29 protein-coding genes and 1 pseudogene are annotated in these 25,623 nt (G+C 39.6%); 13 read left to right on the top strand and 17 right to left on the bottom strand.

Annotation, left to right across the window (positions count from 1 at the left end; all coding sequences use genetic code 11):
• Nucleotides 1-418 precede the first annotated feature (418 nt).
• The 3 genes from ACVBAX_RS10270 to ACVBAX_RS10260 all read left to right on the top strand — a co-directional run bounded on the left by ACVBAX_RS10270 (nt 419) and on the right by ACVBAX_RS10260 (nt 2,816).
• Nucleotides 419-1,591 carry a CapA family protein gene (locus ACVBAX_RS10270; protein ID WP_447116939.1) on the top strand — a complete coding sequence of 391 codons (1,173 nt, stop codon included), beginning with the start codon at nt 419-421 and terminating at the stop codon, nt 1,589-1,591.
• Nucleotides 1,592-2,227: 636 nt separating this feature from the next.
• Nucleotides 2,228-2,452 (top strand): hypothetical protein, encoded by a 225-nt coding sequence (locus ACVBAX_RS10265; protein ID WP_447116938.1) that lies wholly within the window; start codon nt 2,228-2,230, stop codon nt 2,450-2,452.
• 76 nt (nt 2,453-2,528) lie between these two features.
• On the top strand, nt 2,529-2,816 hold the full coding sequence (locus tag ACVBAX_RS10260) for a HesB/YadR/YfhF family protein (protein ID WP_447116937.1): 288 nt from the start codon (nt 2,529-2,531) through the stop codon (nt 2,814-2,816).
• 25 nt (nt 2,817-2,841) lie between these two features.
• Here the strand turns inward: ACVBAX_RS10260 and ACVBAX_RS10255 are convergent, their stop codons facing one another.
• The 10 genes from ACVBAX_RS10255 to acnA all read right to left on the bottom strand — a co-directional run bounded on the left by ACVBAX_RS10255 (nt 2,842) and on the right by acnA (nt 11,795).
• Nucleotides 2,842-3,141 carry a hypothetical protein gene (locus ACVBAX_RS10255; RefSeq protein WP_447116936.1) on the bottom strand — a complete coding sequence of 100 codons (300 nt, stop codon included), beginning with the start codon at nt 3,139-3,141 and terminating at the stop codon, nt 2,842-2,844.
• 14 nt (nt 3,142-3,155) lie between these two features.
• Complete coding sequence (locus tag ACVBAX_RS10250) at nt 3,156-3,590, bottom strand: YbgC/FadM family acyl-CoA thioesterase (RefSeq protein ID WP_447116935.1); 435 nt, start codon at nt 3,588-3,590, stop codon at nt 3,156-3,158.
• Between the two features lie 2 nt (nt 3,591-3,592).
• Complete coding sequence (locus ACVBAX_RS10245; RefSeq protein ID WP_447116934.1) at nt 3,593-5,914, bottom strand: AAA family ATPase; 2,322 nt, start codon at nt 5,912-5,914, stop codon at nt 3,593-3,595.
• Between the two features lie 96 nt (nt 5,915-6,010).
• Nucleotides 6,011-6,247, bottom strand: a complete 237-nt coding sequence (gene tlp, locus ACVBAX_RS10240) for a small acid-soluble spore protein Tlp (RefSeq protein ID WP_447116933.1) — start codon at nt 6,245-6,247, stop codon at nt 6,011-6,013.
• A 171-nt stretch (nt 6,248-6,418) separates the two neighbouring features.
• Entirely contained in the window at nt 6,419-6,562 is a 144-nt protein-coding gene (locus ACVBAX_RS10235) for an acid-soluble spore protein N (RefSeq protein WP_119708493.1), read from the bottom strand.
• A gap of 65 nt (nt 6,563-6,627) precedes the next feature.
• The gene (locus ACVBAX_RS10230; protein ID WP_066049346.1) at nt 6,628-6,759 is read right to left on the bottom strand and encodes an FbpB family small basic protein; all 132 of its coding nucleotides are present in this window, start codon (nt 6,757-6,759) and stop codon (nt 6,628-6,630) included.
• A 131-nt stretch (nt 6,760-6,890) separates the two neighbouring features.
• Nucleotides 6,891-7,397 carry a peroxiredoxin family protein gene (locus ACVBAX_RS10225; protein WP_447116932.1) on the bottom strand — a complete coding sequence of 169 codons (507 nt, stop codon included), beginning with the start codon at nt 7,395-7,397 and terminating at the stop codon, nt 6,891-6,893.
• A 26-nt stretch (nt 7,398-7,423) separates the two neighbouring features.
• Nucleotides 7,424-7,837: a hypothetical protein gene (locus ACVBAX_RS10220; RefSeq protein WP_447116931.1), complete on the bottom strand. Its 414-nt coding sequence runs from the start codon at nt 7,835-7,837 to the stop codon at nt 7,424-7,426.
• An 83-nt stretch (nt 7,838-7,920) separates the two neighbouring features.
• Nucleotides 7,921-8,970, bottom strand: coding sequence for an S-methyl-5-thioribose-1-phosphate isomerase (gene mtnA, locus ACVBAX_RS10215; RefSeq protein WP_447116930.1), 1,050 nt, complete (start codon nt 8,968-8,970; stop codon nt 7,921-7,923).
• A 116-nt stretch (nt 8,971-9,086) separates the two neighbouring features.
• The gene (gene acnA, locus ACVBAX_RS10210) at nt 9,087-11,795 is read right to left on the bottom strand and encodes an aconitate hydratase AcnA (protein ID WP_447116929.1); all 2,709 of its coding nucleotides are present in this window, start codon (nt 11,793-11,795) and stop codon (nt 9,087-9,089) included.
• A gap of 355 nt (nt 11,796-12,150) precedes the next feature.
• Here acnA and sspO point away from each other — a divergent pair, with 355 nt between their 5' ends.
• Nucleotides 12,151-12,300 carry a small acid-soluble spore protein O gene (sspO, locus tag ACVBAX_RS10205; protein WP_430774319.1) on the top strand — a complete coding sequence of 50 codons (150 nt, stop codon included), beginning with the start codon at nt 12,151-12,153 and terminating at the stop codon, nt 12,298-12,300.
• Between the two features lie 42 nt (nt 12,301-12,342).
• Here sspO and ACVBAX_RS10200 read toward each other — a convergent pair whose 3' ends face one another.
• Nucleotides 12,343-12,603 carry a hypothetical protein gene (locus tag ACVBAX_RS10200; protein ID WP_119708487.1) on the bottom strand — a complete coding sequence of 87 codons (261 nt, stop codon included), beginning with the start codon at nt 12,601-12,603 and terminating at the stop codon, nt 12,343-12,345.
• A gap of 110 nt (nt 12,604-12,713) precedes the next feature.
• Between ACVBAX_RS10200 and ACVBAX_RS10195 the strand changes: the two genes are divergently transcribed.
• Nucleotides 12,714-12,860, top strand: coding sequence for a small acid-soluble spore protein P (locus ACVBAX_RS10195; RefSeq protein ID WP_119708486.1), 147 nt, complete (start codon nt 12,714-12,716; stop codon nt 12,858-12,860).
• A gap of 26 nt (nt 12,861-12,886) precedes the next feature.
• On the opposite strand, the gene selA is transcribed toward ACVBAX_RS10195, so the two are convergent.
• The gene (selA, locus tag ACVBAX_RS10190) at nt 12,887-14,317 is read right to left on the bottom strand and encodes an L-seryl-tRNA(Sec) selenium transferase (RefSeq protein ID WP_447116928.1); all 1,431 of its coding nucleotides are present in this window, start codon (nt 14,315-14,317) and stop codon (nt 12,887-12,889) included.
• 109 nt (nt 14,318-14,426) lie between these two features.
• Between selA and ACVBAX_RS10185 the strand changes: the two genes are divergently transcribed.
• On the top strand, nt 14,427-14,798 hold the full coding sequence (locus tag ACVBAX_RS10185) for a hypothetical protein (RefSeq protein ID WP_447116927.1): 372 nt from the start codon (nt 14,427-14,429) through the stop codon (nt 14,796-14,798).
• A 58-nt stretch (nt 14,799-14,856) separates the two neighbouring features.
• On the opposite strand, the pseudogene ACVBAX_RS10180 reads toward ACVBAX_RS10185, so the two are convergent.
• Nucleotides 14,857-15,039 (bottom strand): annotated as a pseudogene (locus ACVBAX_RS10180) (Rdx family protein); the annotation flags it as partial.
• 239 nt (nt 15,040-15,278) lie between these two features.
• On the opposite strand from ACVBAX_RS10180, the gene selD reads away from it, so the two are divergent.
• Nucleotides 15,279-16,316: a selenide, water dikinase SelD gene (gene selD / locus ACVBAX_RS10175; protein WP_447116926.1), complete on the top strand. Its 1,038-nt coding sequence runs from the start codon at nt 15,279-15,281 to the stop codon at nt 16,314-16,316.
• A 91-nt stretch (nt 16,317-16,407) separates the two neighbouring features.
• On the opposite strand, the gene ACVBAX_RS10170 is transcribed toward selD, so the two are convergent.
• Together ACVBAX_RS10170 and ACVBAX_RS10165 are read right to left on the bottom strand one after the other, a co-directional pair.
• A complete protein-coding gene (locus ACVBAX_RS10170) occupies nt 16,408-17,355 on the bottom strand; it encodes an L-threonine 3-dehydrogenase (RefSeq protein WP_447116925.1) in 948 nt (315 codons plus the stop codon).
• A 26-nt stretch (nt 17,356-17,381) separates the two neighbouring features.
• Complete coding sequence (locus ACVBAX_RS10165) at nt 17,382-18,572, bottom strand: glycine C-acetyltransferase (protein WP_447116923.1); 1,191 nt, start codon at nt 18,570-18,572, stop codon at nt 17,382-17,384.
• A gap of 341 nt (nt 18,573-18,913) precedes the next feature.
• On the opposite strand from ACVBAX_RS10165, the gene ACVBAX_RS10160 reads away from it, so the two are divergent.
• The 6 genes from ACVBAX_RS10160 to ACVBAX_RS10135 all read left to right on the top strand — a co-directional run bounded on the left by ACVBAX_RS10160 (nt 18,914) and on the right by ACVBAX_RS10135 (nt 24,466).
• Nucleotides 18,914-19,798, top strand: a complete 885-nt coding sequence (locus ACVBAX_RS10160) for a putative selenate ABC transporter substrate-binding protein (RefSeq protein WP_447116922.1) — start codon at nt 18,914-18,916, stop codon at nt 19,796-19,798.
• A gap of 10 nt (nt 19,799-19,808) precedes the next feature.
• A complete protein-coding gene (locus ACVBAX_RS10155; protein ID WP_447116921.1) occupies nt 19,809-20,567 on the top strand; it encodes a phosphonate ABC transporter ATP-binding protein in 759 nt (252 codons plus the stop codon).
• The gene (locus tag ACVBAX_RS10150; RefSeq protein WP_447116920.1) at nt 20,564-22,174 is read left to right on the top strand and encodes a PhnE/PtxC family ABC transporter permease; all 1,611 of its coding nucleotides are present in this window, start codon (nt 20,564-20,566) and stop codon (nt 22,172-22,174) included. The genes ACVBAX_RS10155 and ACVBAX_RS10150 overlap by 4 nt, the downstream gene beginning before the upstream one ends.
• A 151-nt stretch (nt 22,175-22,325) precedes the next feature.
• Nucleotides 22,326-23,126 carry a processed acidic surface protein gene (locus ACVBAX_RS10145; RefSeq protein WP_447116919.1) on the top strand — a complete coding sequence of 267 codons (801 nt, stop codon included), beginning with the start codon at nt 22,326-22,328 and terminating at the stop codon, nt 23,124-23,126.
• A gap of 3 nt (nt 23,127-23,129) precedes the next feature.
• Nucleotides 23,130-23,726 (top strand): class D sortase, encoded by a 597-nt coding sequence (locus ACVBAX_RS10140; protein WP_447116918.1) that lies wholly within the window; start codon nt 23,130-23,132, stop codon nt 23,724-23,726.
• A 92-nt stretch (nt 23,727-23,818) separates the two neighbouring features.
• Nucleotides 23,819-24,466: a glycoside hydrolase domain-containing protein gene (locus ACVBAX_RS10135; protein ID WP_447116917.1), complete on the top strand. Its 648-nt coding sequence runs from the start codon at nt 23,819-23,821 to the stop codon at nt 24,464-24,466.
• Nucleotides 24,467-24,490: 24 nt separating this feature from the next.
• On the opposite strand, the gene mscL is transcribed toward ACVBAX_RS10135, so the two are convergent.
• Together mscL and ACVBAX_RS10125 are read right to left on the bottom strand one after the other, a co-directional pair.
• A complete protein-coding gene (gene mscL, locus ACVBAX_RS10130) occupies nt 24,491-25,042 on the bottom strand; it encodes a large conductance mechanosensitive channel protein MscL (RefSeq protein ID WP_447116916.1) in 552 nt (183 codons plus the stop codon).
• Nucleotides 25,043-25,128: 86 nt separating this feature from the next.
• Nucleotides 25,129-25,569 carry a peptidylprolyl isomerase gene (locus tag ACVBAX_RS10125; RefSeq protein WP_447116915.1) on the bottom strand — a complete coding sequence of 147 codons (441 nt, stop codon included), beginning with the start codon at nt 25,567-25,569 and terminating at the stop codon, nt 25,129-25,131.
• Nucleotides 25,570-25,623 lie beyond the last annotated feature (54 nt).

Raw genomic sequence — 25,623 nt, 5'->3', positions numbered from 1 at the left:
TACTTGAAAACGTCCTTTTCCAAAGACATCGGTTTGGTAGTCAAGTTTGGTGTTTTCAAAATAGACCATATCCCGATGATGGATAACGATATAAAGATCATGAAAAGGGATTACTTGATCCTCCTGTAATGGCTTCTCTTCCAGAGAAAGCTTTAACTGTGGACCTCCTCAGCCAATTCCCATCGTTAATCGGACGTATAGTACTTCCTCTTCTGTTTTTTTCTCTTTTTCAACAGCAGATAGCAAAATTTGATACGCTGATGGGGTAAGTTTTAACATTTTTTGCACCTCTCTAACAAGAAAATTGTCGCATATTGTAACGCGTTTATGACATAATGAAGAAAAGACAACTTTATGATACCCATCTTAGCGAAAAAGTACATGGATTGCCAATAATCTGTATGTAGTAGGTGTTGTTATGAGGAAAGTTAGAAAGAAAAAGCGGAAAAACAATATGTGGGTTGGAGTCGTTCTTTCAGGTTCATTAATCACCGCGTCTTTAATCTTATTTATGAACATGTATGAAAGTGCCAATGCAAGTCTAGTTTTACATAATGAAAAAAATGTGTCCCCTCGTACACTTGGGGTTGAAGCGAAGAGCTATGAACAAACGATCACACTTGGTGCCATTGGAGATATTCTGATTCATGATTGGGTGTATGAGGATGCTCAAACTGGCAGTGGATACGATTTTCACCCCATGTTTGAACAAATTTCAGCAACACTATCTCAACCAGATATTTTATTAGCGAATCAGGAAACGATACTTGGTGGAGTCGAGTTGGGTATTTCTAGCTATCCGATGTTTAATAGTCCTATAGAAATTGGAAGCGCTATAAAAGATGCAGGTGTAGACATTGTCTCGACTGCAAATAATCACTCTTTAGATAAACGTGAAAAAGGACTACTTACTTCTTTAACCAATTTAGATCAACTTGGAATTCCTAGTGTTGGAACATATTCCAGTGCGGAGGATCAGCAAACGCTAACCATGATCGAAAAGAACGGAATTAAGGTCGCCTATCTATCGTACACATATGGAACGAACGGAATGCCGATTCCTGAAGGTAAGGACTATTTAGTCAACTTAATTGATAAGGAAGCCATGAAAAATGAAATCCACCGTGCACGTGAAGCTGCTGATATTACTATCATGAGTATTCACTGGGGTAACGAATATCAACGTTTCCCTAACGAAGATCAGGAAGAACTGGCTCAATTTCTTGTGGATGAAGGAGTAGATATTATCTTTGGTCATCATCCTCATGTTCTCCAACCGATGGAATGGCTGAAGTCTTCTGACGGGAGACAAGCTCTAGTTGTCTACTCTTTAGGGAATTTTCTTTCTGGGCAAATGAGAGATTATAAAGATATTGGCGGTATGGCTTCTATACGTGTAACCAAGCAGATTAATACTGATGGAACTTCTATCCGACTTTCTGAGCCCGGTTTCTTTCCAACCTATGTATCAAATCAAAGACTTCAAAATTATCGGGTGGTCCCCTTACAGGATGCCGGGAATTTTGGAATGAGTAACGCCGAAAGCAAGTACAATGAAATACTAACCCATATGACCAATAATTTGAAATGAGTGAGCGGTGTCTATTTACGGACACTGCTTTTCTTTCCCCTCCCATCCTATCCAAGCGTCTAATATAGCATACTCCTCAATCAAAATTATTTGTTAAGATAAAGAAAAGCAATATTGAAAGGTAGTAGAACTATGAAAGTAAACCAGACCGTGCTTGTTATCCTATCATTAATCACATTTGTTTTGTATCATGTACATGTACCTTCTATTTTCATGTTTCTATTATTTGTTCATTTGTTACTCGTGTTTTTCTTATCCGAAATGCAGAGAATATGGGTTTGGATGATACTCTCACTCTTTTTAGGAATGCTGATTATGAGATATACAGCCCACTTTATTTCAGAACTTTCTTTTCATCAGGGCTCCCTTTTTTTACTAAGTGAATGTTTATGGCTCATCCCTATACTTTTTGTGACGTATATAACGTTCTCCTTTAAAAGCCCACCCCTTGATAAAAAAATACAGCTACAGAAGACAAGGAATATCCTCTTTCTATTAGTACTGGTATTTTTCCTTCTTGGAATTGGAACAATAAATGGGTTGAATGAGTGGTTAAGGATATTTTTTTATTCCCTGTTAGTCTCACAGTTAAGAATATACCTCTCATTCGGTATATTTCTTAGTAGGTTACAAACATTGACGAGTAGATCGGTCAGTATGATAGGTGCAGCTATCATTTTTACCCTTCCTTTTGCCTCTTTAGGTTATTCTCTCATCTCTTTGTTAATCATCGGATTAACAGGGCTTGGTTATTCATGGTTAGTAATAACGTGTAAGAGCTTGTTACCTGTATATGTGATTCACTCCGTGCTTGTCTTTCTTTTTATTTTAGTAGGGGGATTTCCAGCGCTATCTTATTAGCTTTTTCCGAGCTTGGTTTTAGCAATTCTGTCCCATTTGCATTATAATACTCGTTATACGGAAGGAGTTTTGCATTATGAATATAATTGTAAATGATCGTGCTGCAGCTTGGTATAAAGAAGAGATGCTCTTAAATAAAGGAGATTATGTTCGCTTTTTTGCTCGCTATGGTGGCTGTAGTACAGTGCAGCAAGGCTTTTCATTAGGAGTATCGTCTGAAACCCCGCATCAAATTGGTTTTGAAATCGTTAAGGATGATATTCATTACTATATTGAAGAAAAAGATTTATGGTATTTTGATGGTAAGGATTTATTCGTTGATTTTAACGAACAAGTAAATGAGCCAGTTTTTAGATACGAGTAAAAAGCTGATCCAAATCGGATCAGCTTTATTTTTTGAATAATTTCGTTGCTGCTGCTTTCTCATGTAGCAGCACTCTTTTTTGATGTTCTCCTAATAAGTCAAAGTGGGAATAGCCATTTTCTCTATGATGAATCCATTCTCGTTTAAGATTGTAGCTCTCTCCCCATTTGGCTAACTGATCAAGATCACGACAGCCAACCTTGGTTACCGTATTGCAATCGGGAAAGCGATCGTCCAACCAGTAATGGGTGAGAAAGGCAATTTCACCAGAATCAATTTTCTTTTTCCAAGCTCGTAATTCTTCTCTTTTAATGCCAAAAGCCATCGGTTCTCTCCTTCTTACTCGGTTGCAACCGGCTGCTTTTTGTGTTTTTCGTATGCTTCGTGCCAAACGGGAAATTTCTTTCTAATGGAAATCGGGCGGAATGTTTCTTGCATCACGCAAACATGCTGGGATATTCCCTTTAGAGCTAAATCTCCACTCTCTGTGAAAATTTCATAGCCATATGTAACACGAAACCCATCGTACTCTTCAATCCAAGTATGGACCATTGCCTTTTCTCCGTATCTTACTGGTTTTTTATACGAGGCTTGAATATCAATTACAGGAGATATTACGCCTTCTTTCTCCATATCAGCATATTTAAAACCAAGATCTTCAATGATACTTGTTCGACCTAGCTCCATCCAAACGAGGTAATTTGCATGGTAAACAACTCCCATTTGATCTGTTTCTGCATAGCGTACCTCTATTTCTTTTTTTCCTACTAGCATGTTTATTCCCCTTTTCCTACTTTGTGCAAAGCTATTCTAAGATCGTTTTTGTTTAAAAGTGAAAGATCAGAGTCTTTCTCTTTTGAAATACGTAAAGCTTGAACTTGAATGGCTTCATCAATAACATTTGTTGCAAATCTCCCATTTCCGCTCACAGATATTCCAGCAAGCTCCTCTTTTATGAAGGCTAAGGTGTCATCTTCAAGGATATAATGATAGCTTGTTGCGTAAGAGACCATGATTTCGATAAGCTCCTCTACCTTATAATCATGGAAATGAAAAAACTTTTTAAAACGAGATTGCAAGCCTGGATTGCTTTCGAGAAGTTGTGTCATTTCATTTGGATAACCAGCTAAAATGACAACTAAGTTTTCATTGTGCTTGGTCATCTCATCAACGAGAGTATCAATCGCTTCCTTCCCAAAATCTCCTGGTGATTTACTAAGTAAGGAATACGCTTCGTCAATAAATAATACCCCTCCGAGCGCCTCGCGTATTTTCTTTTTTGTTTTGGCGGCTGTTTGTCCAACATAACCGGCTACAAAGTCTGCCCTACTTGTGACAATTAAGTGGCCCCGCTTTAAGTAACCAATCTCCTTCAATGCTCTGGAGAAAACCTTTGCTACCGTTGTCTTTCCGGTTCCAGGATTTCCTGTAAATACAGAGTGCAATTGAATAGGCAAAATCGGTAAACCACTTTGTAATCTCAGTTTTTGAATGTTTACAAACGAGACGAGTTTCTCCACTTCATCTTTCACATGAGCTAGTCCGACGAGTGAATCTAAAAGCTCCTCTGCCTTCTTTTCGTCCTGAACGGTGGTAGCGACAAAATCGTCTTTATCAAGTACAGTAAAATCCAAAACGGATCGGTCGGACTGTTTCTTCGATCCTTTTCTAAAAATCGCATCGAGCACGAGTGTTTGTACAGTTCTCGCATTTCCAAACGTGTCATCGACCCTTTCCATATCAATACGGTGCTCTAACTCTTTCCTCGCATCAGGTGTGAGCAAATAATCGTTATCTTGAGCAAATTTTTCAGCAATCATTAATAGTTCTTCCGTTGAGTAGTTATCTAGGTGTATATGGTTAGACCGAGGAAATCTACTTTTTAATCCTGTATTTGAATCGAGGAATTGCCTCATTTCCTCTGGATAACCTGCAAGCACCACCGCGAATTTCCCACCGAATTCTTTTCCGGTCATTAAGGAAACTAAGGTATCAACAGCTACTTGTCCGTAATCATTACCGGTCTGTCCTTCCCTTTTTAAACTATATGCCTCATCGATAAACAGAACACCACCACTGGCCTGCTCGACGGCTTGGCGAACATTCTCCTCCGTTTGACCAACAAACCCTCCTACGAGTCGTGTCCGATCCGTCTCGATGACCTCTTCTCGAGGAAGGATCCCTAATTCGTGGTAAATTTTTGCTAGCAGTCGAACAAGGGTAGTTTTACCTGTACCTGGATTTCCAGTGATAATCATATGCAGACTCTGTTCATCTTTAGATTGATATCCCTGTTTTTTTCTTTCTTTTTGGTACTTTAAAAATTCGTATAACTGGTTAACACGTTCTTTTACCTTATCCATCCCAATCATTTCTTGAAGGGTATCTAAGGACTGCTTTTGCTGTACCGACTCCTCTTCCCCAAATAATTGTTCCCATGTTTGCTTTAAGCGATCAAGTTCCTCGAGAGATCCCTTTAAGTCTTGGAAGTGAACGGCTGTATGAAACACTCCAGATATCGATTCATCGTATTCTTCTGCTGCTTTTAACATCGACCCAATGACCTCTTGTACTTCAACAAGCGTATCAATCAGGCTTCGGTAAATACTGACTAATTCTCCCGTTTGGTTCCGATAGGCTAGTTGATACCCCGATTCCAATTCGTCGATATGTTCGTCACTTGTTGATAAGAAATGTTGGCAAATGGCGATAATGTCTTCAGCAACCTTCTTTTTAGCAGCTCGATTATCTGTCTCACGCATGGTCGGAAACTTCAGAGAATCGAGGATCGATTTTTTCTTCTTCCACTCGAATTGTGCTAGGAATTCACTTGCTCTTTGGTTAGTTGGATTGAGCTTAAGTGCTTTGCTCATCCATAGAAAGCTAAGATGATCCTCTTTCCCATGTTTGGCTGTTCTAGAAAGGGAGGCGATGGAAAGTAATTTGGAAAGTAAATGGGCATCGTTCTTTTCATGAAGCGAATGAATGGCATGAATGATCTTTGTCTCGTCTTCTATAGATCCGGTTTCGCGGAGTTCTATTTCCCATTGGTCAATGACTTCAGTCGTCAGGGTATGTAGTTCTAGTTGTTGTTCCATAATATCACTTCTTTTTTATCTTTATTTTTTTCTATATTACCATATTTATCTCGTGGCATGAAGAAAGAGGCTGCGTATACAGCCTCTTTCCCTTCTTTATTCAGTATACCCATTTTGTCTAGCTTGTGCTTCTTCCTTCACTTCAGAACGTAGGGCATCAAGTGCTTCTCTTCGTCTTTCGTTCTTTGCTTCCATTTCGGCAACATCTTTAGCATTGCTATGTTCCATAGCAGCTTCAGCTTCTTGCATATTTTCTATTGTGTGAACAATTATTGATTGAATGTTTTCGACATTATCGCTTCTATCATCAGGGTTTGGCTTGTTTTTGACCATGGTTAATTCCTCCTTCATTCATATTAGTGCGTTACAAAGATAGGTTTGCCTTTTTGAATCAGAAATAAAAGAGGAAACGAATGGTGTTTCTATGTTCTTTTTAACAAAAATAAAACCCGTCTAATTGACGGGTTTATTATAGATTATTCGCCTTTAGTTTGAATTACTGGGTTACTCACCCTTGGTTTGAATGACTTGGGCATGTTTGCCAGATGTATCATTCATTTTTTTACCATTGTTGCCACTGAACCCACGTGGTTGAGTTCCGAGGTGACTTGGAACAAAAGGTTTGGAATTTCTTTTTGGATTTCCCATCACTATCCCTCCTCTTTAAAAAGTATCAGCTTTTTTGAAGAGAAACATGTAAGGGAATCCTTCCCTTATTCCGCTTTACCTAGTCTTTTTTCCTCAAGCTTTGCTTCGATTTTATCTAAAGCCTCTCGATCGCGTAATAACTGAAGTTTGTTTTCAGCTACTAGTTCCTCAAAAGAGCGTTTTCTTGGTTTTCTCATGACGTATTCACCATCCTTATCCCTATTATAACAGTCATTATGCCCGGTAGTGCATGAAATTATTACAACTTTTTGAAAATTTAATAAAGTGCAAGCATTTGCAAAATAAAATCTGCCTCTTGAAAGGCAGATTACATGTTTTTGATATGCTCGCGGATGATCTCGATTGTCATAACACTTAAATGCTTACTACGAATGATTCCTTCACCATCGATAAAATAAGTAGTCGGAATGGTGAGAATTCTATATAGGTTATTAACTTCATCCTTGCTGTCTAATAAAACAGGAAATGTGACATTCGCTTCGCGTACAAACTTCTTCACATCGTATTGAGGGTCGATATTAATTGCTAATATTTCAACATTGTCATCCGCTTCATTGTAGAACTTTTGAATATCAGGCATTTCGGCTTTGCACGGAGGACACCAAGTTGCCCAAAAGTTGAGGATCACTTTTTTTCCACGATAATCCGATAACTTTACTGTTTTTCCATCGAGGGTCATTAACTCAAAATCAGGTGCTTTCTCTCCTACCCGTAAACCTGGGAGATTGTCTGGGGCTGCTTTCGCCATCGAATGAGGAAGTGTAAAGGTCATAAATGATAATAGGAATACCGCTAACGTTACTTTTTTAAGCATGATGTCCCTCCATGTAAATGATTGATTTAAAATATTGCAAAAAGCGTATGAACGATCCAATAAGAAATAACGAATGTAAGGAGAGTATATACTGCAGCATGTATTGTTAAAGGCACACTCCACTTGTTTTTATAAGCCTTTCTGATAAAAAATAATACAGAAACGAAGGTCCCCAATAGAATCCCCTTTGAACCGCCTGAAAAATAAAGAATTTCAATGGGTCTTTCGAATAGAATACTTGGGCGAAAAAGGACGATGCTAAATTTATATATGAGAAACCATAAAAATAAAGCATTCGTTAATTCATCCATAAACATTTTGAAGAAAGACTTGTTCTCTTTTAAAGTAATTTTTACCGTAATGTATGTAGTTATACCCGCTAATAAGAAATACAGCCATTTATACGGGATGAGTAGTGGACCTAAAACAATTGTCTCCATGAATAACTCCTTGCTTTTATTTTCTACTATTATACCCTGACTAGTATAAAAAAAGAGAGCTACAGGAGCTCTCTTTACGCAAACTAATTAAATAATTTCTTTAGTTCCTCACTATAATTCCCTTTAATGACACCTTTTTCGGTAATAATTGCCGTGATGAGGTCATGTGGTGTTACGTCAAATGCTGGATTAAATACATTCACGCCTTGAGGAGCTGTTTCAATCCCGAACGCTTGAGTGATTTCTTCTGAACCACGTTCTTCAATTGGAATATCTTCTCCTGTTGGTGTTTCTATGTCAATTGTTGGCGTTGGTGCTGCGACATAAAAAGGAATATTGTGAGCTTTTGCTAACAAAGCCACTCCGTACGTTCCGATTTTATTAGCGGCATCACCGTTCGCTGCCACACGGTCGCAACCAACAATAACCGCTTGGACCATTCCCTTTTTCATGACCATCGCTGCCATATTGTCAGCAATCAAGGTAACATCTACTCCAGCCTGCATTAATTCCCAAGTAGTTAAGCGTGCACCTTGAAGGAGCGGTCTTGTTTCATCTGCGAATACCTTAATATCCATCCCTTTTTCCTTAGCTAAGTAGATTGGTGCAAGGGCTGTACCATATTTCGCTGTCGCAATTCCGCCTGCGTTACAATGTGTAAGAACGGTCATTCCATCTTTAAGAAGGGTTAAGGCATGCTCTCCAATCGCACGACATAGTTCTTCGTCTTCATTACGGATTTCATGTGCTTCTTTTATTAAAGATGCTTTGATCTCGCTAATTGGTTGAGTTTGCTGTTGTTTCACAAGCTCGTCCAAACGATTTAATGCCCAGAAAAGATTCACCGCCGTTGGTCTAGATGAAGCTAAGTAATCAAGATGTTTTTTAAACACTTGATAAAAAGAATCAAAACTGTCTTCAGGTGCATCCTTTACCGCTAATACAAGTCCGTATGCGGCTGCGATCCCAATCGCCGGTGCTCCTCTAACCTTTAGTTGTTTAATGGCATCCCATGTGTCTTCTACGGTTTGAATTTCAATGAATTCAGTGATATGTGGTAGTTTCGTTTGATCTAGAATATGCAATCGACCTTGGTCGTCAAAAGTAACGGATTGAATAAAGTTAGTAGTCATTTCTTGCTCCTCATCATGTTGTAATTGGTTGCTATTATATTTTAACAATATTCTGTATTTGAGCAACTATTTTTTATAAAAAAACCGTGTAGCTAAATGCTACACGGTCTGAGTAATTAGTTTTGTAATTTTTCACGAAGAACCATTGGTAAAATTCCACCGTGACGGTAGTAATCAATTTCTACTTCTGAGTCGAAACGAACGAGGACTTCGAATTCTTTTTTGCTTCCGTCTTCCGCAGTAGCTGTAACCTTTAATAGGTCACGTGGTCTTACATTTTCATCCACTTGAACGTCGATTGTTTCTTTACCAGTTAGTCCAAGTGTATCAGCGTTTTCTCCATCTTTAAATTGAAGTGGAAGAACACCCATTAATACAAGGTTTGAACGGTGAATACGCTCAAAGCTTTCAGCTAAAACGGTTTTGATTCCAAGAAGGTTTGTACCTTTTGCTGCCCAGTCACGTGAAGAACCCATTCCGTAGTCCTTACCTGCTAGAACAATTAGGCCTGTTCCGTCTTGCTTATACTTCATACATGCATCATAGATAGATGTTACTTCCCCAGTTGGCCAGTAAGTTGTAAATCCACCTTCAGTACCAGGAGCCACTTGGTTACGGATACGGATATTTGCGAATGTTCCACGCATCATTACTTCGTGGTTACCACGACGAGATCCGTAAGAGTTGAAATCACGAATTTCCACTCCGTTTTCAAGTAGGTATTTTCCAGCAGGTGTATTTTTACCGATTGCACCAGCAGGAGAAATATGGTCGGTTGTTACAGAGTCACCAAACTTCGCTACTACTTTCAATCCACCTAAAGGTTTTACCTCTTCTGGATCTGGCTTTAAGCCTTCGAAGAACGGTGGGTTTTGAATATATGTTGAAGTATCATCAAACGTGTATAAAGAATCATTGCTAGTTTGGATTTCGTTCCAACGAGCATTGTCATCAAAGACATTTTCATATTCTCTTCTAAATAGTTCAGGTGTAACCGTTTGTTTTACTACTTCATTTACTTCAGCAGTAGTTGGCCAAATGTCCTTAAAGAATACATCATTGCCGTTACGATCTTTTCCGATTGCATCGTTTTGAAGATCGATATCTACTGTTCCAGCAAGTGCATATGCCACAACTAGTGGTGGTGAAGCTAAGTAGTTTCCTTTTACTAGTGGGTGAATACGTCCTTCAAAGTTACGGTTACCAGAAAGAACAGATGTGATTAGCAGGTCATTTTCTGCGACTGCTTTTTCAATTTCATCCTTTAAAGGTCCAGAGTTACCGATACATGTCGTACATCCGTATCCTACTAGGTTGAACCCTAATTGATCAAGATAAGGAAGTAAGCCAGAATCTGAAAGATAACCTGTTACAACCTTTGATCCAGGTGCTAAAGATGTTTTAACGAATTTAGGTACTTCCATACCAAGCTCAACTGCTTTTTTCGCCACTAAGCCAGCCCCTACTAATACGTATGGGTTAGAAGTATTAGTACAGCTCGTAATTGCCGCAATTGCCACAGCGCCCGTCTTCATAACAGTCGTGTCGCCATTGTCGAAAGTAACGGTTACTTCTTTGTCTTTTTCAGACTCTGTTAAACCGAAGCCTTGGTTGCCTTGAGGAGCAGTAATGGCTTCATTGAATTCTTTTTTCATTTGAGATAGAGGAATCAAGTCTTGTGGACGCTTTGGACCAGAAAGGTTCGCTTCAATGTCAGCAAGATTAATTTCAACTACATCTGTATAAACAGGGTTTAATTCTGGATCGAAGAATAAACCATTTGCTTGGCAATATGTTTCAACAAGCTTGATTTGCTCTTCTGTACGTCCAGTTAAACGCATATATTCTAATGCTTCTCCATCTACTGGGAAGAAACCACAAGTTGCACCGTATTCTGGAGCCATGTTAGCAACCGTTGCACGGTCTGCTAGAGGTAAAGAAACTACACCAGGTCCGAAGAATTCAACGAACTTATTAACTACCCCTTGCTTACGAAGAACTTGTGTTACTTTAAGGGCAAGGTCAGTAGCTGTTGCACCGTTTGGAAGTTCTCCAATTAATTTAACCCCAACTACTTCAGGAACTGGGAAGTATGAAGGTTGACCAAGCATTCCTGCTTCTGCTTCAATACCACCTACACCCCATCCAAGAACACCGATACCGTTGATCATCGTTGTGTGTGAATCCGTTCCAACTAATGTATCTGGGAATGCTTCGAATTCGCCATCAGCAGTTTGGTTAGTTAAAACCACGCCTGCTAAGAATTCAAGGTTAACTTGGTGAACGATACCTGTAGCTGGAGGAACGGCACGATAGTTATCAAATGCTTTTTGAGCCCAGCTAAGGAACTGATAACGCTCTGTGTTACGTTCAAATTCAAGATCCATATTAGCTTGAAGTGCATCAGCTGTACCATATTTATCAACCTGTACAGAGTGGTCAATAACTAGGTCAACTGGTTTTTCTGGGTTTATTTTGTTTGGATCTCCACCAAGATCAGCCATTGCTTTTCTTAATGATGCTAAGTCAACAACTGCTGGAACACCAGTGAAGTCTTGTAGGATAACACGTGAAGGCTTGAAAGGTACATCTACTTCTTTTACATCACTTGTTCCCCATTTTGCTAAGTTTTCAACATGCTCTTTTGTAATAACACGGCCATCATACTGACGAAGAACCGACTCTAGCAATACTTTAATAGAGTATGGTAAGTTAGAAACTTTCCCAATTCCAGCTTCTTCTAAAGCTCCTAAATGATAGTAGTGATAGCGCTTCCCGTCGATTTCAAAGGACTTACGGGATTGGAATACATCTTGATTAGACATATGATTTACCCCCATTACAATGTTCATATACCAATAGATTGATAGTTGAAAAGTGAATAAAATGAATTTTCTTCAAACTTTTCTTTCAATATTATCTTAATACAACCTTTTATATAAGTAAATAACAAGAAAGTTATTGTTTTTGATAAGTTGAGCTTATGTTATTTTCTATTGCCTTGTTTAGTATCATTGAAATCTTGAATTCATGGATGTGACACTTTTTATTCGAAGTAAAAAGGTTTTAGGTAAAGCTATGGTGGGAAAATAGTGACCTTATTTACACTTGAGGGGATTTGATAGCGTTATCAGTATGATCCATATCATTTTGGTGAAAATATCAGTGGAGGTGATAGAAATGGCAAAAAGAAAAGCAAACCATATAATCCCAACCACGAACGCAGCTAGCGCTCAAGGAGCTGGTACTGGTTATAATGAGGAATTTTCAAACGAACCTTTAACCGAGATGCAAAAGAAAAATAATAAAAAGAGGAAGAAAAATCAATAGTGCAAAAAGCTGACTCGATTATCTCGAGTCAGCTTATCTATGTTACTCAGTCATATTTACTTCTGAGACAATCGATTGTAAATCTTGTTGAAATCTTTCCAGCTGTGCTCTTTGGGTTTCAGACGCCACCTCAAGTGCATTTTCTATTTGGGCATACGCTTCGTTTACCTCTTTTTTCAAGTGCTTTAACTGATGTCCATAGCTAGCACTGTCTTGAACAATATCGTTATACAGCTCCTGCGCTTCATTAACGCCTTGCTGTGCAGCTAAAAATGCATGTTGTTTGTCCTCTTTATATGGCATGTAAGCCTCTCCTTTCTTTATTTGCTTGAGGTTAAATTGTGCAGGTAACGATAAAAATATTCGGTATAAAAAATCTTGCGGATTCCATCCTATCAATAGGAGGGATGAAAATGAACAAAAATGACGGAAAAGACATGCGTAAAAATGCACCAAAAGGTCACAATAACGGTAGCCAACCAGAGCCACTAAGCGGTTCAAAAAAGGTGAAAAACCGTAACCATACGAGACAAAAGCATAACTCGGGACATGATATGTAAGAAATTAAAGAGCTGTAGGAAACTCCCTACAGCTCTTTTGATAGCATCTTATCAACGGAAACTAGCGCATCAATAATCATATCTTCTTCTTCTACTGTCACCGTTCGTAAATCCAATAGCAGTTCATCCTTTTGAATACGTGCCACAATAGGAGGAGTATTTTCGGTTCGTAGACGATTAGCTAGTGTATCTGCAGTCATGGACTCACTTTTGATGTGAACAACTTCAGTAGCAAGCTCCACGTCTGGCATCGTTCCTCCGCCTACTTGGCTAGTAGCCTCCTTGCTGGTCACTGTATAGCCGCTTGTTTGTTGTGTTAGCCGGTCGATAAACTGGTGGGTTCGTATTTGTACCTCTTTTTCTGTGGCAAGTAGATCTCGTACTACAGGAATGGATTGTATTGCTTCTTTCCCTTTACTATAATCTAGTAAAGTCCCCTCAAGTGCTGCTAATGTCATTTTATCCACTCGTAGCACGCGAGCAAGTTGATGTTTTTTTAACTGGTCGATTAATATCTTTTTACCAGCAATGATCCCTGCTTGTGGCCCACCAAGTAGCTTATCCCCACTAAATGAAACAAGGTCTACTCCTTGTTTAAGAACATCAGACACAACAGGTTCTTCCCCTATTCCGTGCTGACTATAGTCGTATAGTGCACCGCTACCTAAATCCTCGTAAAAAATAACAGATTTATGACTCTTTGCTAAATCCACTAAATCGGATGTTTCTACTGACTTTGTAAATCCAATCACTTTAAAATTACTTGTATGTACCTTCATAATCATCGCTGTGTCTTCACTAACAGCATTTTCAAAATCATACAAATGTGTTTTATTTGTTGTTCCCACTTCTACGAGCTTTGCGCCGCTCTCTTCCATAATGGAGGAAATACGGAAGGAACCTCCTATTTCAACCAGTTGTCCTCTTGATACGATCACTTCTTTTTGAAATGCTAGCGCACGTAGAATGAGAAAAACCGCAGCTGCGTTGTTATTTACGACCATTGCGGCTTCTGCTCCAGTTAATCGTTTAATAAGCTCTTCTACATGATCATGTCGGGAGCCCCTTTCTCCTTCTGCTAACTTGTATTCGAGGTTAGAGTAGTTTTGGGCGGTTTGAATGACATGATTTATAGCGTTCTGGCTGAGGCGCGCTCTGCCTAGGTTTGTATGTAAGATGGTTCCAGTGGCATTAATGACTCTTTTAATCGTATATTGATAAGCGTGTATTAGTTCAGATTCTGTTTCTTGAAAGAGCTGATCTATAAATGGTTGAGATCCCGGTAAATCCCCTTCCCAGCAACCAGATAGTAATTGCTCGCGAATGCTATTGACGACATGTTTTAAAATCAGACTTATTTCGTTTCTGTCAATTCCGTATGCTTGTGTGAGTGTAGAAAAACGAACGTCTTTTTGAAGCTCATGAATCGGTGGTATATATCGTACAAACTCCTTCAAAATTAACCCTCCAGCCCTTATTTTGCCTGTTTAGTATAACATGTTTCACCGTTAGAAAAAATTCTCATACGATAATAACAGTTATCAACTACATGAGAGGAACACAGCGATGACATCTTCAAAAAAGAATTCTGACTCCCGGTCAATCGACAAATGGTTAGAAGCCTTATTTTTGGACCCGCTTACAACTTTTTTAGACGAAACTGCCTTTCGCATAGATATATTTGAATCAGGAACACAGTTTATTATCGAAGCAGATATTCCTGAACAATCCATTGAAACAACCGTTTTCCTTCAGGAGAATACGGTTATTATTACTGTCAATTGTAGCGGAAAGATACGAACTAGGAAGGTGGATTGGCCATTTGATGTGAGAGCCCATGAGGTTGTTGCGTACAAAATCGATCAAGTACTTGAGATTTCTATTGATAAGGAAAAAACGTTAGCACCGGTAGATCGTCTAATAGAGATAAAGAGGTAGCCTCTCTTTTAAAAAAATGAAAAGCCGTCTCTATTACAAGACGGCTTTACTGCTATATTTAGCTTTCCATTTTTGCGATAATGTCTGGGCTTTTTGGAAATACGCCCGTTTCCACTTTAGAATACATCTTTTCACCATTTACCGTAACTTCGAAAACCCCACCGGATGCAGGTACGAGCTCTAGTTTTGTAATGTCCTTACGGAAATGATTAAACAGGTCCTCCGCGAAACTCGCGGCTTTTGGTGCGTAGTTTCACATCATGCAAAATTCAATTTTTACCTCAAAAGACATCGTAGCTTCCTCCATTTTCAGCAGAAAGATTTCACAAAACTTTCATTTCTTTGTGATAATACTATTTTATTACAGGGTTGCTAGTTTTAGCAAGGTTACGAAATTCTTAAATCTCCTGTCGGGAAAACTACCAAAAAAGTGCTTTTCCTCCGCTTAGGTTGTATACTATTTTTTGGAGGTGAGTAATCATGAGCGAGTTAGAAAAAGTACGACTAACTTCCCTTTCTACAAAGGCTGGTTGAGGCTGTAAAATTGGTCCTGAGGACTTAGCGCAAGTTTTGCGCCTTTTACCTGAACAAAAAAGAACACCGGAGCTATTAGTGGGACATGAAACGTCTGACGATGCAGGGGTGTACCAATTAACTGATTCTTTAGCCATCATTCAAACAATTGATTATTTTACACCAATTGTTGATGACCCATATATGTTTGGTCAAATTGCAGCAGCTAATGCATTGAGTGACGTCTACGCTATGGGTGGGACACCGAAAACGGTATTAAATATTGTTGGTTACCCTGTCAAAAAGCTGGGACCCGAAATTTTATCTGAGATCTTAAAAGGTGCGAGTGATAAGGTAGTTGAGGCTGGTGCCTTAACGATTGGCGGTCACTCCATTGATGATCAAGAGCCTAAATTTGGGCTTTCAGTAACTGGTATCGTTGAACCAAATAAAATTTGGAAAAACATTGGTGCAAAGCCTGGTGATGTACTTGTCTTGACGAAACCGATTGGTGTTGGCATTATGACTACTGGAATTAAGCGGGCTGTTGTAACAAAGGAACAAGAGGAAACGGTTACCCTGCTTATGGCGGAGTTGAACAAACAGGCTTGTGAACGATTGAAGGATTTCGCTCCTCATGCCGTAACAGATGTAACAGGATTTGGCCTACTTGGTCATGCGAGTGAGATGGCTCGCGGAAGTGATGTTAGTTTTGAAATTGATTTTGAGCAAGTACCAGTTCTTAATGGTACATATGAGCTGGCTGAGCAAGGAATTGTTCCTGGAGGTTCTAAGTCCAATCACAAATGGCTTGAAAAAGATATTGCGTATGGAACAGACATAAGCATTCAGCAACAGCTTGTCCTTTGTGATGCAATTACATCGGGTGGACTTTTGATTGCCCTTCCATTGGAAGACGCGGAGAAGTATACCTCACTTGATTCCCGATATACTATCATTGGTCAAGTAGTTGAAAAGAAAGACAAACTTATTTATGTAAAATAGTCTTGAAAAAGCAGTGAATTCTACCTTCGCTGCTTTTTTGTGTCCAAAGAATAATAAGGGGGCTACCCTCATGGTTAGCCCCTTCCCCGCTTTATATGATTTTCTTTCTTAATTTATCCAGCATGTCGATGGTCATCGTCTCTAAATTAAAATCCGCCTTAAATCCCCATTCTTCCCTGGCAGCGGTACAATCAATCGAATCCGGCCAGCTGTCAGCAATTCCTTGTCGAATAGGGTCTACATCGTATTTCATCGTGAAATGAGGAATATGCTTTTTAATTTCAGCTGCAATTTCTTCTGGCGCAAAGCTCATAGCTGTCACATTAAAAGAATTTCGATGGATTAGTTGGGCGGAATCCGCCTCCATTAAATCAACAATGGCATTTAAAGCATCCGGCATGTACATCATATCCATGTACGTTCCTTCTTTAATATAAGAGGTATACTGTCCAAACTTAAGAGCCTTATAATAGATTTCTACTGCGTAATCCGTCGTTCCTCCACCCGGTGCTGTTACGTAGGAAATTAATCCAGGGAAACGGAGACCTCTTGTATCAACTCCGTAGCGATGATAATAATAATCAGAAAGCAGCTCACCCGCGACCTTATTTACCCCGTACATCGTGGTTGGACGGTGTATTGTGTCTTGGGGAGTATTTACTTTCGGAGTCGTTGGACCAAAAGCTCCAATTGAGCTCGGAGTGAAAAACTGACTTTTGGTCTCGCGAGCTGTTTCTAGAGCATTCATTAACCCACCCATATTTAAATTCCAAGCAAACACAGGATTTGCTTCTGCTGTTGCCGAAAGAAGTGCGGCCATGTGAATAACGGTATCTGTTTTGTACTTCTTCGCAACATCAAGCATTCTAGCGCCGTCTGTCACATCTACAACTTCAAATGGTCCACTTAAAGCTACTTCGCTTTCATTTTTACGAATATCTGTCGCCACTACATTGTCAGCACCGTATAAATCTCTTAATTTAACGGTTAGCTCTGACCCAATTTGCCCTAATGCCCCCGTTATCAAAATGCGTTTCATGTTTTTCCTCCCGATTATGCTTCCTCTTAGATGATTCCTAGCTCTTTCCCAACTCTTTCATAGATGACAAGTGCTTGATCTAGCATCTCCTTTGTATGAGCTGCGGAAGGCATATTTCTTACCCTTCCAGTCCCTCTTGGTACGGTTGGGAAGACAATCGATTTGGCGTACACACCCTCTTCATAAAGACGTTTACTAAACTTCTGAGTTTTTACTTCCTCACCAATGATGCATGGAGTAATTGGTGTTTCACTGTCGCCGATATTAAAGCCTAATTTGACAAGGCCTGCTTTTAAATAATTCGCATTTTCCCAAAGCTTTTCGTTCAGTTCCGAGCTTTCCGTTAATAACTCGATGGCACGAATACTTGCAGCCACATCGGCCGGAGTTAAAGAGGTGGAGAATAAAAACGGTCTACTGCGAACCTTCAACCAGTCTATTAAATCTTGCTTACCCGCCACATATCCCCCGACCACTCCAATGGCTTTTGATAAAGTTCCTATTTGTAGATCTACTTTGTCGGATAATCCGAAGTGCTTAACCGTTCCTGCACCCTTTCCGAGTACACCAGAACCGTGCGCATCATCTACGTACGAGATTAAATCAAACTCTTCTGCAATTTGAACGATTTCAGGAAGCTTGGCAATGTCACCATCCATGGAAAATACCCCGTCCGTAATCACCATTACCTTATTGTAGAGTCCTGACTCTGTTGCTTCCTTTGCCTTTGCACGAAGATCATCCATGTCTGAATGATTGTAACGAATGATTTTTGCTCGTGATAAGCGGCAGCCATCGATAATGGAGGCATGGTTTAATTCATCAGAAAGAATAGCATCATTTTTATCCATAATTCCTGAGATAGCAGCCATATTACAATTAAAGCCTGATTGGTAGGCAATGGCAGCTTCTGTTTGCTTAAATTGAGCTAATTTCTCCTCAAGTTCTAAGTGAAGCTTTAACGTTCCATTGATTGTTCGTACAGCACCCGCACCTACTCCAAACTTTTCAATGGCTTCTGTTGCGGCCTCTTTTAGACGAGAATCGGTTGCCAGTCCCAGATAGTTATTGGATGAAAGATTCACAAGCTCTTTCCCGTTAATTGTAATCATTGGACCGTTTGCACTTTCTAGTGGATCAATGACGTTATATAGACCCTTCCCCTTTAAATCTTCGAGATTTTCAGTTAAAAACTTAGCTAATTTCTTACTTGACATACCATTCATCCCCCTTGTGATGTTGTTTCGGAATAAACAACTGTCCACTGGAAAAAGACAGTTGTTATGTAGTTTAAACGTTGAAATATAAAGGTTTTTATAGTTTTTACTTTAGCATATTTTAATGTGTTGTGCATAGTGCGTGGACAAATTTCGTATGAATTACATTCTCGAAATTGATAAAGTATTCCTCTTGCAATAAATCAGTAGTGTAAAACTTAAAATTTTAGTATGATTAGAAAATGAGGTTTTTTATGATTACTTAAATAACGTGAGGAAATGTATTAATAAGGATTGTTATTCTACATAATAAAAATTCACTAAGATTTGGGGGAACTAAAATGAAAAGATTAGTAACTTTTTTGACGTTTGTTTTACTGCTTGGTCTTCTAAGCGGTTGTGTGGAGGAGAACGAGACATCTGAGCAAGAAGAAACAACCAAACAAACCCTAAAAATTGGTGCGATTCCAGACCAAGATGTTTCGGTTTTAAGTCGTAGCATGGGTGAAGTGGCGGACTATCTTTCTAATAAGACTGGTTTAGAGGTCGAGTACGTACCATCCGTAGACTATGCAGCGCTAGTAACGGCCTTTGAACGAGGTGAAATCCAACTAGCTTGGTTTGGTGGCTTAACGGGTGTTCAAGCAAGAAGTCTCGTTCCAGACGCGGAAGCCATCGCTCAAAGACCTCGTGATGAAGAATTCCACTCTGTTTTTATCGCTCAAAAAGAACTTGGATTAACATCGTTAAGTGATTTAAAAGGAAAAAGCTTTACTTTTGGTAGTGAAAGCTCCACTTCTGGACATTTAATGCCTCGATATTATTTAATGGAAGAAGGCATTGATGCGGACCTAGATTTTAACGGCAAACCATCTTACTCTGGTTCTCACGATAAAACTTATAAGCTAGTAGAATCAGGTGCTTATCAAACGGGTGCTCTAAACGTAGCCGTTTGGGAGGCAGCAGTAGCAGAAGGAAAAGTCGATACGAACAAAGTGGATGTATTTTATACGACCCCTGCCTACTACGATTATCACTGGACAATTAATACGCTTGAAGGATACGATTCTGACGTAAAGCAAAAAATAACAGATGCCATTCTTACTATGGGTAGTGAACAGCAGACGATTTTGGATCTTTTCCAAACGGATAAGTTTATATCAACAAAAAATGAAAACTACGAAGCCATTGAAAAAGTGGCAAAACAAATCGGTATTATTAAATAGAGGTGTAGATGTGGAGACCAGTCAAAACATCATCGAATTAAAAGATGTATCAGTCTCTTTTGACGGGAAGATAGCCTTATCTTCCCTTTCTTTATTCATTAAAAAGGGTGAACGAATTGCCTTAATTGGCCCGAGCGGTGCGGGAAAAAGCACGCTCTTAAATGTGCTATCTTTGTCAAATGTCAGTGGAACGGGAACCATCTTGATTGATGGGCAACCTCCCTCCTTTTATCGTAATCGCAAAGTTCGTGCCAAAAAGATTGGTGTTATTCGTCAGCAGTTTGATTTAGTGAATGCTCTTCCTGTCGTACATAACGTGTTAGCTGGGAAACTAGCGGACTGGAGTTTATTCAAATCTGTTCTTTCGTTAGTTATTCCTCAAGAGAAGGAAATGGCCGAACATGCACTTTCGCGAGTAGGATTGGGTCACAAAATGTTTGAGCGAACCGCTTCATTGTCTGGTGGTGAGCAGCAGCGTGTGGCATTAGCCAGATTGCTCGTGCAACAGCCTGAAATTATACTAGCAGATGAACCAGTGGCCTCTCTCGATCCTGCTCGAGCGGAAGATGTGTTAGACATATTAACAAAGCTTGTTCAAGAAGAAAAACAGACACTGATTACGAGCCTTCATTCAGTTGATTATGCAAAAAAGTACTTTACTAGAGTCATTGGTCTAAGACAAGGTGGAATGGTTTTCGATCTTCCTGTTGACCAATTAACGGAAGGTCACCTCAAAGAGTTATACAAATTGAGGGAGACGAGCGAATGAAACAGAGACTTAGATTTCAACAAAAAAACCTTCTCACTCTTATTTTAGTTCTAGTATTTTTATGGAGCTTACGTGTGATTGATTGGAAGGAGCCGCTTCTTCATCCGGGTGGAGGTGCAACCTTCCTCCAAATTATTGAAGCGATGGTACACCCTGATCTTTCTCCTAACATTCTTCTCCTCGCCCTTGATTCTGCTTGGGTGACGATTACCTATGCAGTGGCTGGAATGACAATTGCCATCTTTATTGCTGTTGTTTTTGGGGTGCTGGCTTCAGGTGTATTACAAAGCTCTAAGAAGCCTTTGAGTAAAAGCTTTTTCCGAGGATTTCTTGGTTTCCTTCGTGCTATTCATGAGCTAGTTTGGGCGTTGTTGTTTGTAGCTGCTTTCGGTTTAACACCTTACTCAGCTATTTTGGCTATCGCGATTCCATATGGAGGAATTCTAGGGAGGATCTTCGCTGATATGCTGTCAGATGTAAAAAATGAACCGATTCAATCTTTACAGTCAACAGGTGCGTCTAAGTGGCAACTGTTATTTTATGGCTATTTTCCGCTTGTGAAAGCAAATATGATTTCTTATACACTGTACCGTTTCGAATGTGCGGTTCGTTCCTCTGCGGTCATGAGCTTTGTTGGTTTAGGAGGACTAGGGTATCAGATTCAGCTTTCATTGGATGATTTAAATTACGAAGAAGTGTGGACATTTGTATTATTTTTAATGGCTATTGTGATCGTCATTGACGGATGGAGCAGCCAATGGCGTTCTCGTCTAGCGAAACGCTCCTCACGCTTTTCCCAGCTATCATTTTTAATATCTATTGCATTAGTGGTGGGGTCTTGGATATATTTGTATGTAGTCGAGAATGCCTCTTTTTTTACTTTGTTTACAGACGAAAATGGTCAGTATGCAAAAAAGTTTTTCCTAAGCTTACTTGGAATGGATGAAGAGTCTCCTGCCTTTTTTTCGTCTCAGAGCTGGCTTCTGACCCTGCAGTTGACTTATGATACGCTGATGATGAGTATTATTGCTATAGGAATAGCCACTATTGTTATGCTAATCACGGTTGTCCCTGCTGCACGAAATGTAGCAAATGGAAAGCTAACGATGAGTCGTTCTCCCTTTCATTGGGTATCTTTCTCTCTCATTCGAGCTTTCTATATTTTGAGTAGAGCGGTACCAGAACTGATTTGGGCCATGATGATTATTTTTATTTTTCAACCAGGTATCCTTCCGGGTGCAGTTGCAATAGCCCTTCATAATTTTGGTATACTTGGAAAGCTATGTGCTGAGGTTATTGAAGATCTTGATGAAAGACCTATTCGGCATCTTTCCTCTTCAGGAGCGAGTCACGCACAAATCTTGTTATATGGTGTCCTTCCCACCGTCCTTCCGAAATTTTTAAGCTTTATCCTTTATCGTTGGGAAGTGATTATGAGAACAACGATTGTTGTAGGATTTGTTGGTGCAGGAGGGCTTGGTCAGCAGTTTAAGCTTAGCATGAGTTATTTCCATTATTCAGACATTACTTTGATTATTTTTTGTTATTTATTGCTTGTATGGTTGGCTGACTTTTTATCTGAGCTTTCGCGTAAGGCAGCCAAATAATACAAGCTTGGGTACCTCTTTTTATGAGGTGCTCTTTTTTTTGTTCCAATATTAGCAAACAATAACATTCCATTAGGAAAATCGAGTATGTTTTTTCATAAATTTACAAACAATACCATTATCGATACTTTCGAAATGGAGGATTAGTATAGTGAGAAAAATAAGTGCGCTTATCTTCTTCGGTCTTATTTTTTTGCAATTGGGTATTCCGATTGCCCATGCTGCTGTAACGGATACGGAGCTTAATGAAATATTAGCAGACTACGATTTATCCAGAGAAGAACTGGATGTGATTTTGGCTGAATACGGTACAACGGTTGAGGAACATGAGTCCAAGCAAGAATTAGCAGAAGCGGTAGATTTTTATTTAAATCACCTGTCTGTATTAAAAGATCTCGAGGAATTTCTAGCGTCGATTGGCATCACAGAGGGCGAAGCTGACCAACTGTTTACACACCTCGAGAAAATCGATTCGGATGAAATGCAGAAACAAATGGTAGCTATCGATACAAGAATTGAGGAAATAATGTTGGCTTCTGACTCAGAGTTTACAGATGCTGAAAAAGAAGAGCTCTCTTCCCTGTTTGCGAGGATGATGGACGCTATGCAGTTAGTTCCTTCCTTTTATTTAGTCGATTCAACTGGAGCGCAAACAGGTATATCGTATGAACAGCTATTACAGGCGAATGAATTTACAAGTGACGCTCTCTTTGTACAATTGCATAGTTCAAGTGGAGAGTTGCTCGCAGATGTTGAGTTAACAAACGCCATGCTTTCAGGAGATTTTGTTTTGAGTGCTTTTGAAAAGGTCGCAGATGTTGGGGAACTAGTGGCACAACTTCCTGAAACAGCAAGTTTTTATGGAACGGGAATCCTTCTTGGTCTCATTCTAGCATTCTCTGGCCTTGGTCTTTTCTTGATAAGAAAGAAAACGATCTCCACAATAAAATAATACATGAAAATAAAAATGCTGGCAGTAGGCTTTCTCCTTTTAGGGGTTAGTCTTATTGCTGTCAACACGTATTACTATATAATAGGAATCTCTTCCGTCCAACAGGTTAAAATAGAACCCTCTTCTTCTGAGCAATTGACAGAAGAACCTCCTGACAAACAGTGGCCAGTATATGAAGCGAAACCATCTATCGGTGAGAAATTTGGTGAACTGTACATTCCTCGATTAGAGCAAGTGTTTGATATTTATGAAGGTACTGGAAAAGAAGTATTGCGTACAGGAGTCGGTCATTATATTCGAAGTGCTTTGCCCGGTGAAGAAAATCATACGATTCTTTCAGGTCATCGAGACACCGTATTTAGAGGCTTGCGTCATCTGAAGGAAGACGATGAACTAATCGTTAAAACAACAGAAGGAACTTTCACCTATAAAATCTATCGCATACGAATTGTAAAAGCGGACGATCATACGGTTATGACACCAAAGCCTAGTGCAACTTTGACGGTGACAACCTGTTACCCCTTCTATTTTATAGGCAATGCACCTGAACGCTATATTATTAGTGCCAAGCTCATAAATAAACACCGCGTGATTACTTAGAATCATCCTAGGTAATCACGCTTTTTTTGGAATGAGGACAAGATTCTCCCGATATAATCTAAAGTTAACATAAGTTGAAGGGAGAATGGCCATTGGCTTATTATTGGGGTGTAGACTCTGCTGCAGAAGTAACGGAGGACCTGTATAGTTGTGTGGAAAAGGGATTTGGGAAACCATCCTATTGGGGAAGATATTTAGCACCCATTTCTGGAAAAGTAGCTGGGCTCACGAGAGAAGAAGTACGTTTTATTCGTAATAGAGGCATTAAACTGTTACCGATATTAAGTAATTTTAGTGAAGCGGTTGGATACCGGGAAGGAAAAGTTGTTGCACAAAATGCCATTTATCATGCAAGACGATTAAGTATCCCAAAGGGCAAAGTGGTTTTTGGCAATATTGAGAAGTTTTTTAAAGTAGATGAAGAATGGATAAGAGGCTTTGTCGACGCGATGTACCCGAGTGGCTACAAAGCTGGCTTATATCACGATCCGGTTCATGGAGAATTTAATAAAGCATATTGTGCCGCTATTGCTAAAGATAATAAAGTGGCCAACCAGCTCATTTTGTGGAGTGCAGAGCCCGAGCCTGGTCCGACGAGAGCAAGAAGCGCTCCTAACTTTCGTCCGAAAAAGCCGTCATGTAAGGCCAATGTGTGGGGCTGGCAATATGGCCGCGATGCATCACAATGTCCGATTGATACGAATTTATTTAATAGCCGTCTTTATGAATTACTTTGGTAACGTTGGAAAAGCACTTGAGAATAGCTAGCTCAAGCGCTTTTTATTTTGTCGAAAATGAATTTTTACTCGGGTATTATTATCTTGTTCCTCGAACTCATCTTCCCCATCGATCGTAAGTTGCGAGGTACATTGTGGGCACCGGACAGCCTTTGCAGGAATATTTGACAAACAGAATGGACATTCCTTTACCGGGATGCTAACAACAGGCACTTTTTTTAAACGCCCTATCTGTAAAAGGACAAAATAAGTTGCAAATGAAATAATGGCAAAATCAATAATGGTACCGATAAATACGCCATAGTTAATCGTAATCGCCCCTGCTTCTTTCGCCTCAGCTAAAGTCGTGTAGGTTTGTCCTGTCAGGGAAAAGTACATGTTTGTGAAGTTAACTCTCCCTAAAATAAGGCCAAGCGGCGGCGTAATAATATCCTTCACGAACGAGTCCACCATTTTAACAAACGCTGTTCCAACGATGACCCCGATCGCCATTTCAACGACCGTCCCCCTTGTTGCAAAATCTTTAAAATTCTTTAAAAACCGAATGGTCGTCCCCTCCTTTGTGCACGCTTGTACCAATATATGAAAGAGGATTGTGGTTCATTCATTAGAGCGGTGTGTGGCTTGGGCAAAAAAAAAGAGCCCAAACGGACTCTTCCTTTGTATTATTCAGCGTTGAATACGCGAACTTCTTTCATTGTGTCACCGTTTCTCATCGCTTTTACAGCACTAATTCCTGAAGTTACTTTACCGAATACAGTGTGAACTCCGTTTAAGTGTGGTTGTGGCTCGTGAACGATAAAGAATTGGCTTCCGCCTGTATCTTTTCCAGCGTGTGCCATAGAAAGGCTGCCTTCCTCATGCTTGTGAGGGTTTCCTACTGTTTCACATTTGATAGAATAACCAGGGCCGCCTGCTCCTGTTCCAGTTGGGTCTCCCCCTTGACTTACGAAACCAGGGATAACACGGTGGAAAGTAACTCCATCGTAGAAACCTTCGTTTGCTAATTTTTCAAAGTTTTCAACTGTACCAGGTGCTTCGTTCGGGAATAAGTCAAATTCTACTTTTTCCCCATTCTCCATTGCTATATATCCTTTTTTAGCCATTGTGAGAACATCTCCTTCTTATGTAAAATCAGTTTATATCATATCACTACTCTA

The organism is Robertmurraya sp. GLU-23, assembly GCF_052983275.1.
Note: the sequence above shows the minus strand (reverse complement) of the source record. Positions and strands in the feature narration are given on the sequence as shown.

Coding starts and splice junctions, on each gene's coding strand:
- sspO (WP_430774319.1), top strand. CDS start 12,151: ATGGCAAAAAGAAAAGCAAACCATATAATCCCAACCACGAACGCAGCT.
- mtnA (WP_447116930.1), bottom strand. CDS start 8,970: ATGACTACTAACTTTATTCAATCCGTTACTTTTGACGACCAAGGTCGA.
- ACVBAX_RS10185 (WP_447116927.1), top strand. CDS start 14,427: ATGACATCTTCAAAAAAGAATTCTGACTCCCGGTCAATCGACAAATGG.
- ACVBAX_RS10160 (WP_447116922.1), top strand. CDS start 18,914: ATGAAAAGATTAGTAACTTTTTTGACGTTTGTTTTACTGCTTGGTCTT.
- ACVBAX_RS10260 (WP_447116937.1), top strand. CDS start 2,529: ATGAATATAATTGTAAATGATCGTGCTGCAGCTTGGTATAAAGAAGAG.
- ACVBAX_RS10230 (WP_066049346.1), bottom strand. CDS start 6,759: ATGAGAAAACCAAGAAAACGCTCTTTTGAGGAACTAGTAGCTGAAAAC.
- ACVBAX_RS10170 (WP_447116925.1), bottom strand. CDS start 17,355: ATGAAACGCATTTTGATAACGGGGGCATTAGGGCAAATTGGGTCAGAG.
- ACVBAX_RS10195 (WP_119708486.1), top strand. CDS start 12,714: ATGAACAAAAATGACGGAAAAGACATGCGTAAAAATGCACCAAAAGGT.
- ACVBAX_RS10225 (WP_447116932.1), bottom strand. CDS start 7,397: ATGCTTAAAAAAGTAACGTTAGCGGTATTCCTATTATCATTTATGACC.
- tlp (WP_447116933.1), bottom strand. CDS start 6,247: ATGGTCAAAAACAAGCCAAACCCTGATGATAGAAGCGATAATGTCGAA.
- ACVBAX_RS10150 (WP_447116920.1), top strand. CDS start 20,564: ATGAAACAGAGACTTAGATTTCAACAAAAAAACCTTCTCACTCTTATT.
- ACVBAX_RS10270 (WP_447116939.1), top strand. CDS start 419: ATGAGGAAAGTTAGAAAGAAAAAGCGGAAAAACAATATGTGGGTTGGA.
- ACVBAX_RS10245 (WP_447116934.1), bottom strand. CDS start 5,914: ATGGAACAACAACTAGAACTACATACCCTGACGACTGAAGTCATTGAC.
- ACVBAX_RS10125 (WP_447116915.1), bottom strand. CDS start 25,569: ATGGCTAAAAAAGGATATATAGCAATGGAGAATGGGGAAAAAGTAGAA.
- ACVBAX_RS10235 (WP_119708493.1), bottom strand. CDS start 6,562: ATGGGAAATCCAAAAAGAAATTCCAAACCTTTTGTTCCAAGTCACCTC.
- ACVBAX_RS10255 (WP_447116936.1), bottom strand. CDS start 3,141: ATGGCTTTTGGCATTAAAAGAGAAGAATTACGAGCTTGGAAAAAGAAA.
- ACVBAX_RS10250 (WP_447116935.1), bottom strand. CDS start 3,590: ATGCTAGTAGGAAAAAAAGAAATAGAGGTACGCTATGCAGAAACAGAT.
- acnA (WP_447116929.1), bottom strand. CDS start 11,795: ATGTCTAATCAAGATGTATTCCAATCCCGTAAGTCCTTTGAAATCGAC.
- ACVBAX_RS10140 (WP_447116918.1), top strand. CDS start 23,130: ATGAAAATAAAAATGCTGGCAGTAGGCTTTCTCCTTTTAGGGGTTAGT.
- ACVBAX_RS10165 (WP_447116923.1), bottom strand. CDS start 18,572: ATGTCAAGTAAGAAATTAGCTAAGTTTTTAACTGAAAATCTCGAAGAT.
- ACVBAX_RS10200 (WP_119708487.1), bottom strand. CDS start 12,603: ATGCCATATAAAGAGGACAAACAACATGCATTTTTAGCTGCACAGCAA.
- ACVBAX_RS10220 (WP_447116931.1), bottom strand. CDS start 7,837: ATGGAGACAATTGTTTTAGGTCCACTACTCATCCCGTATAAATGGCTG.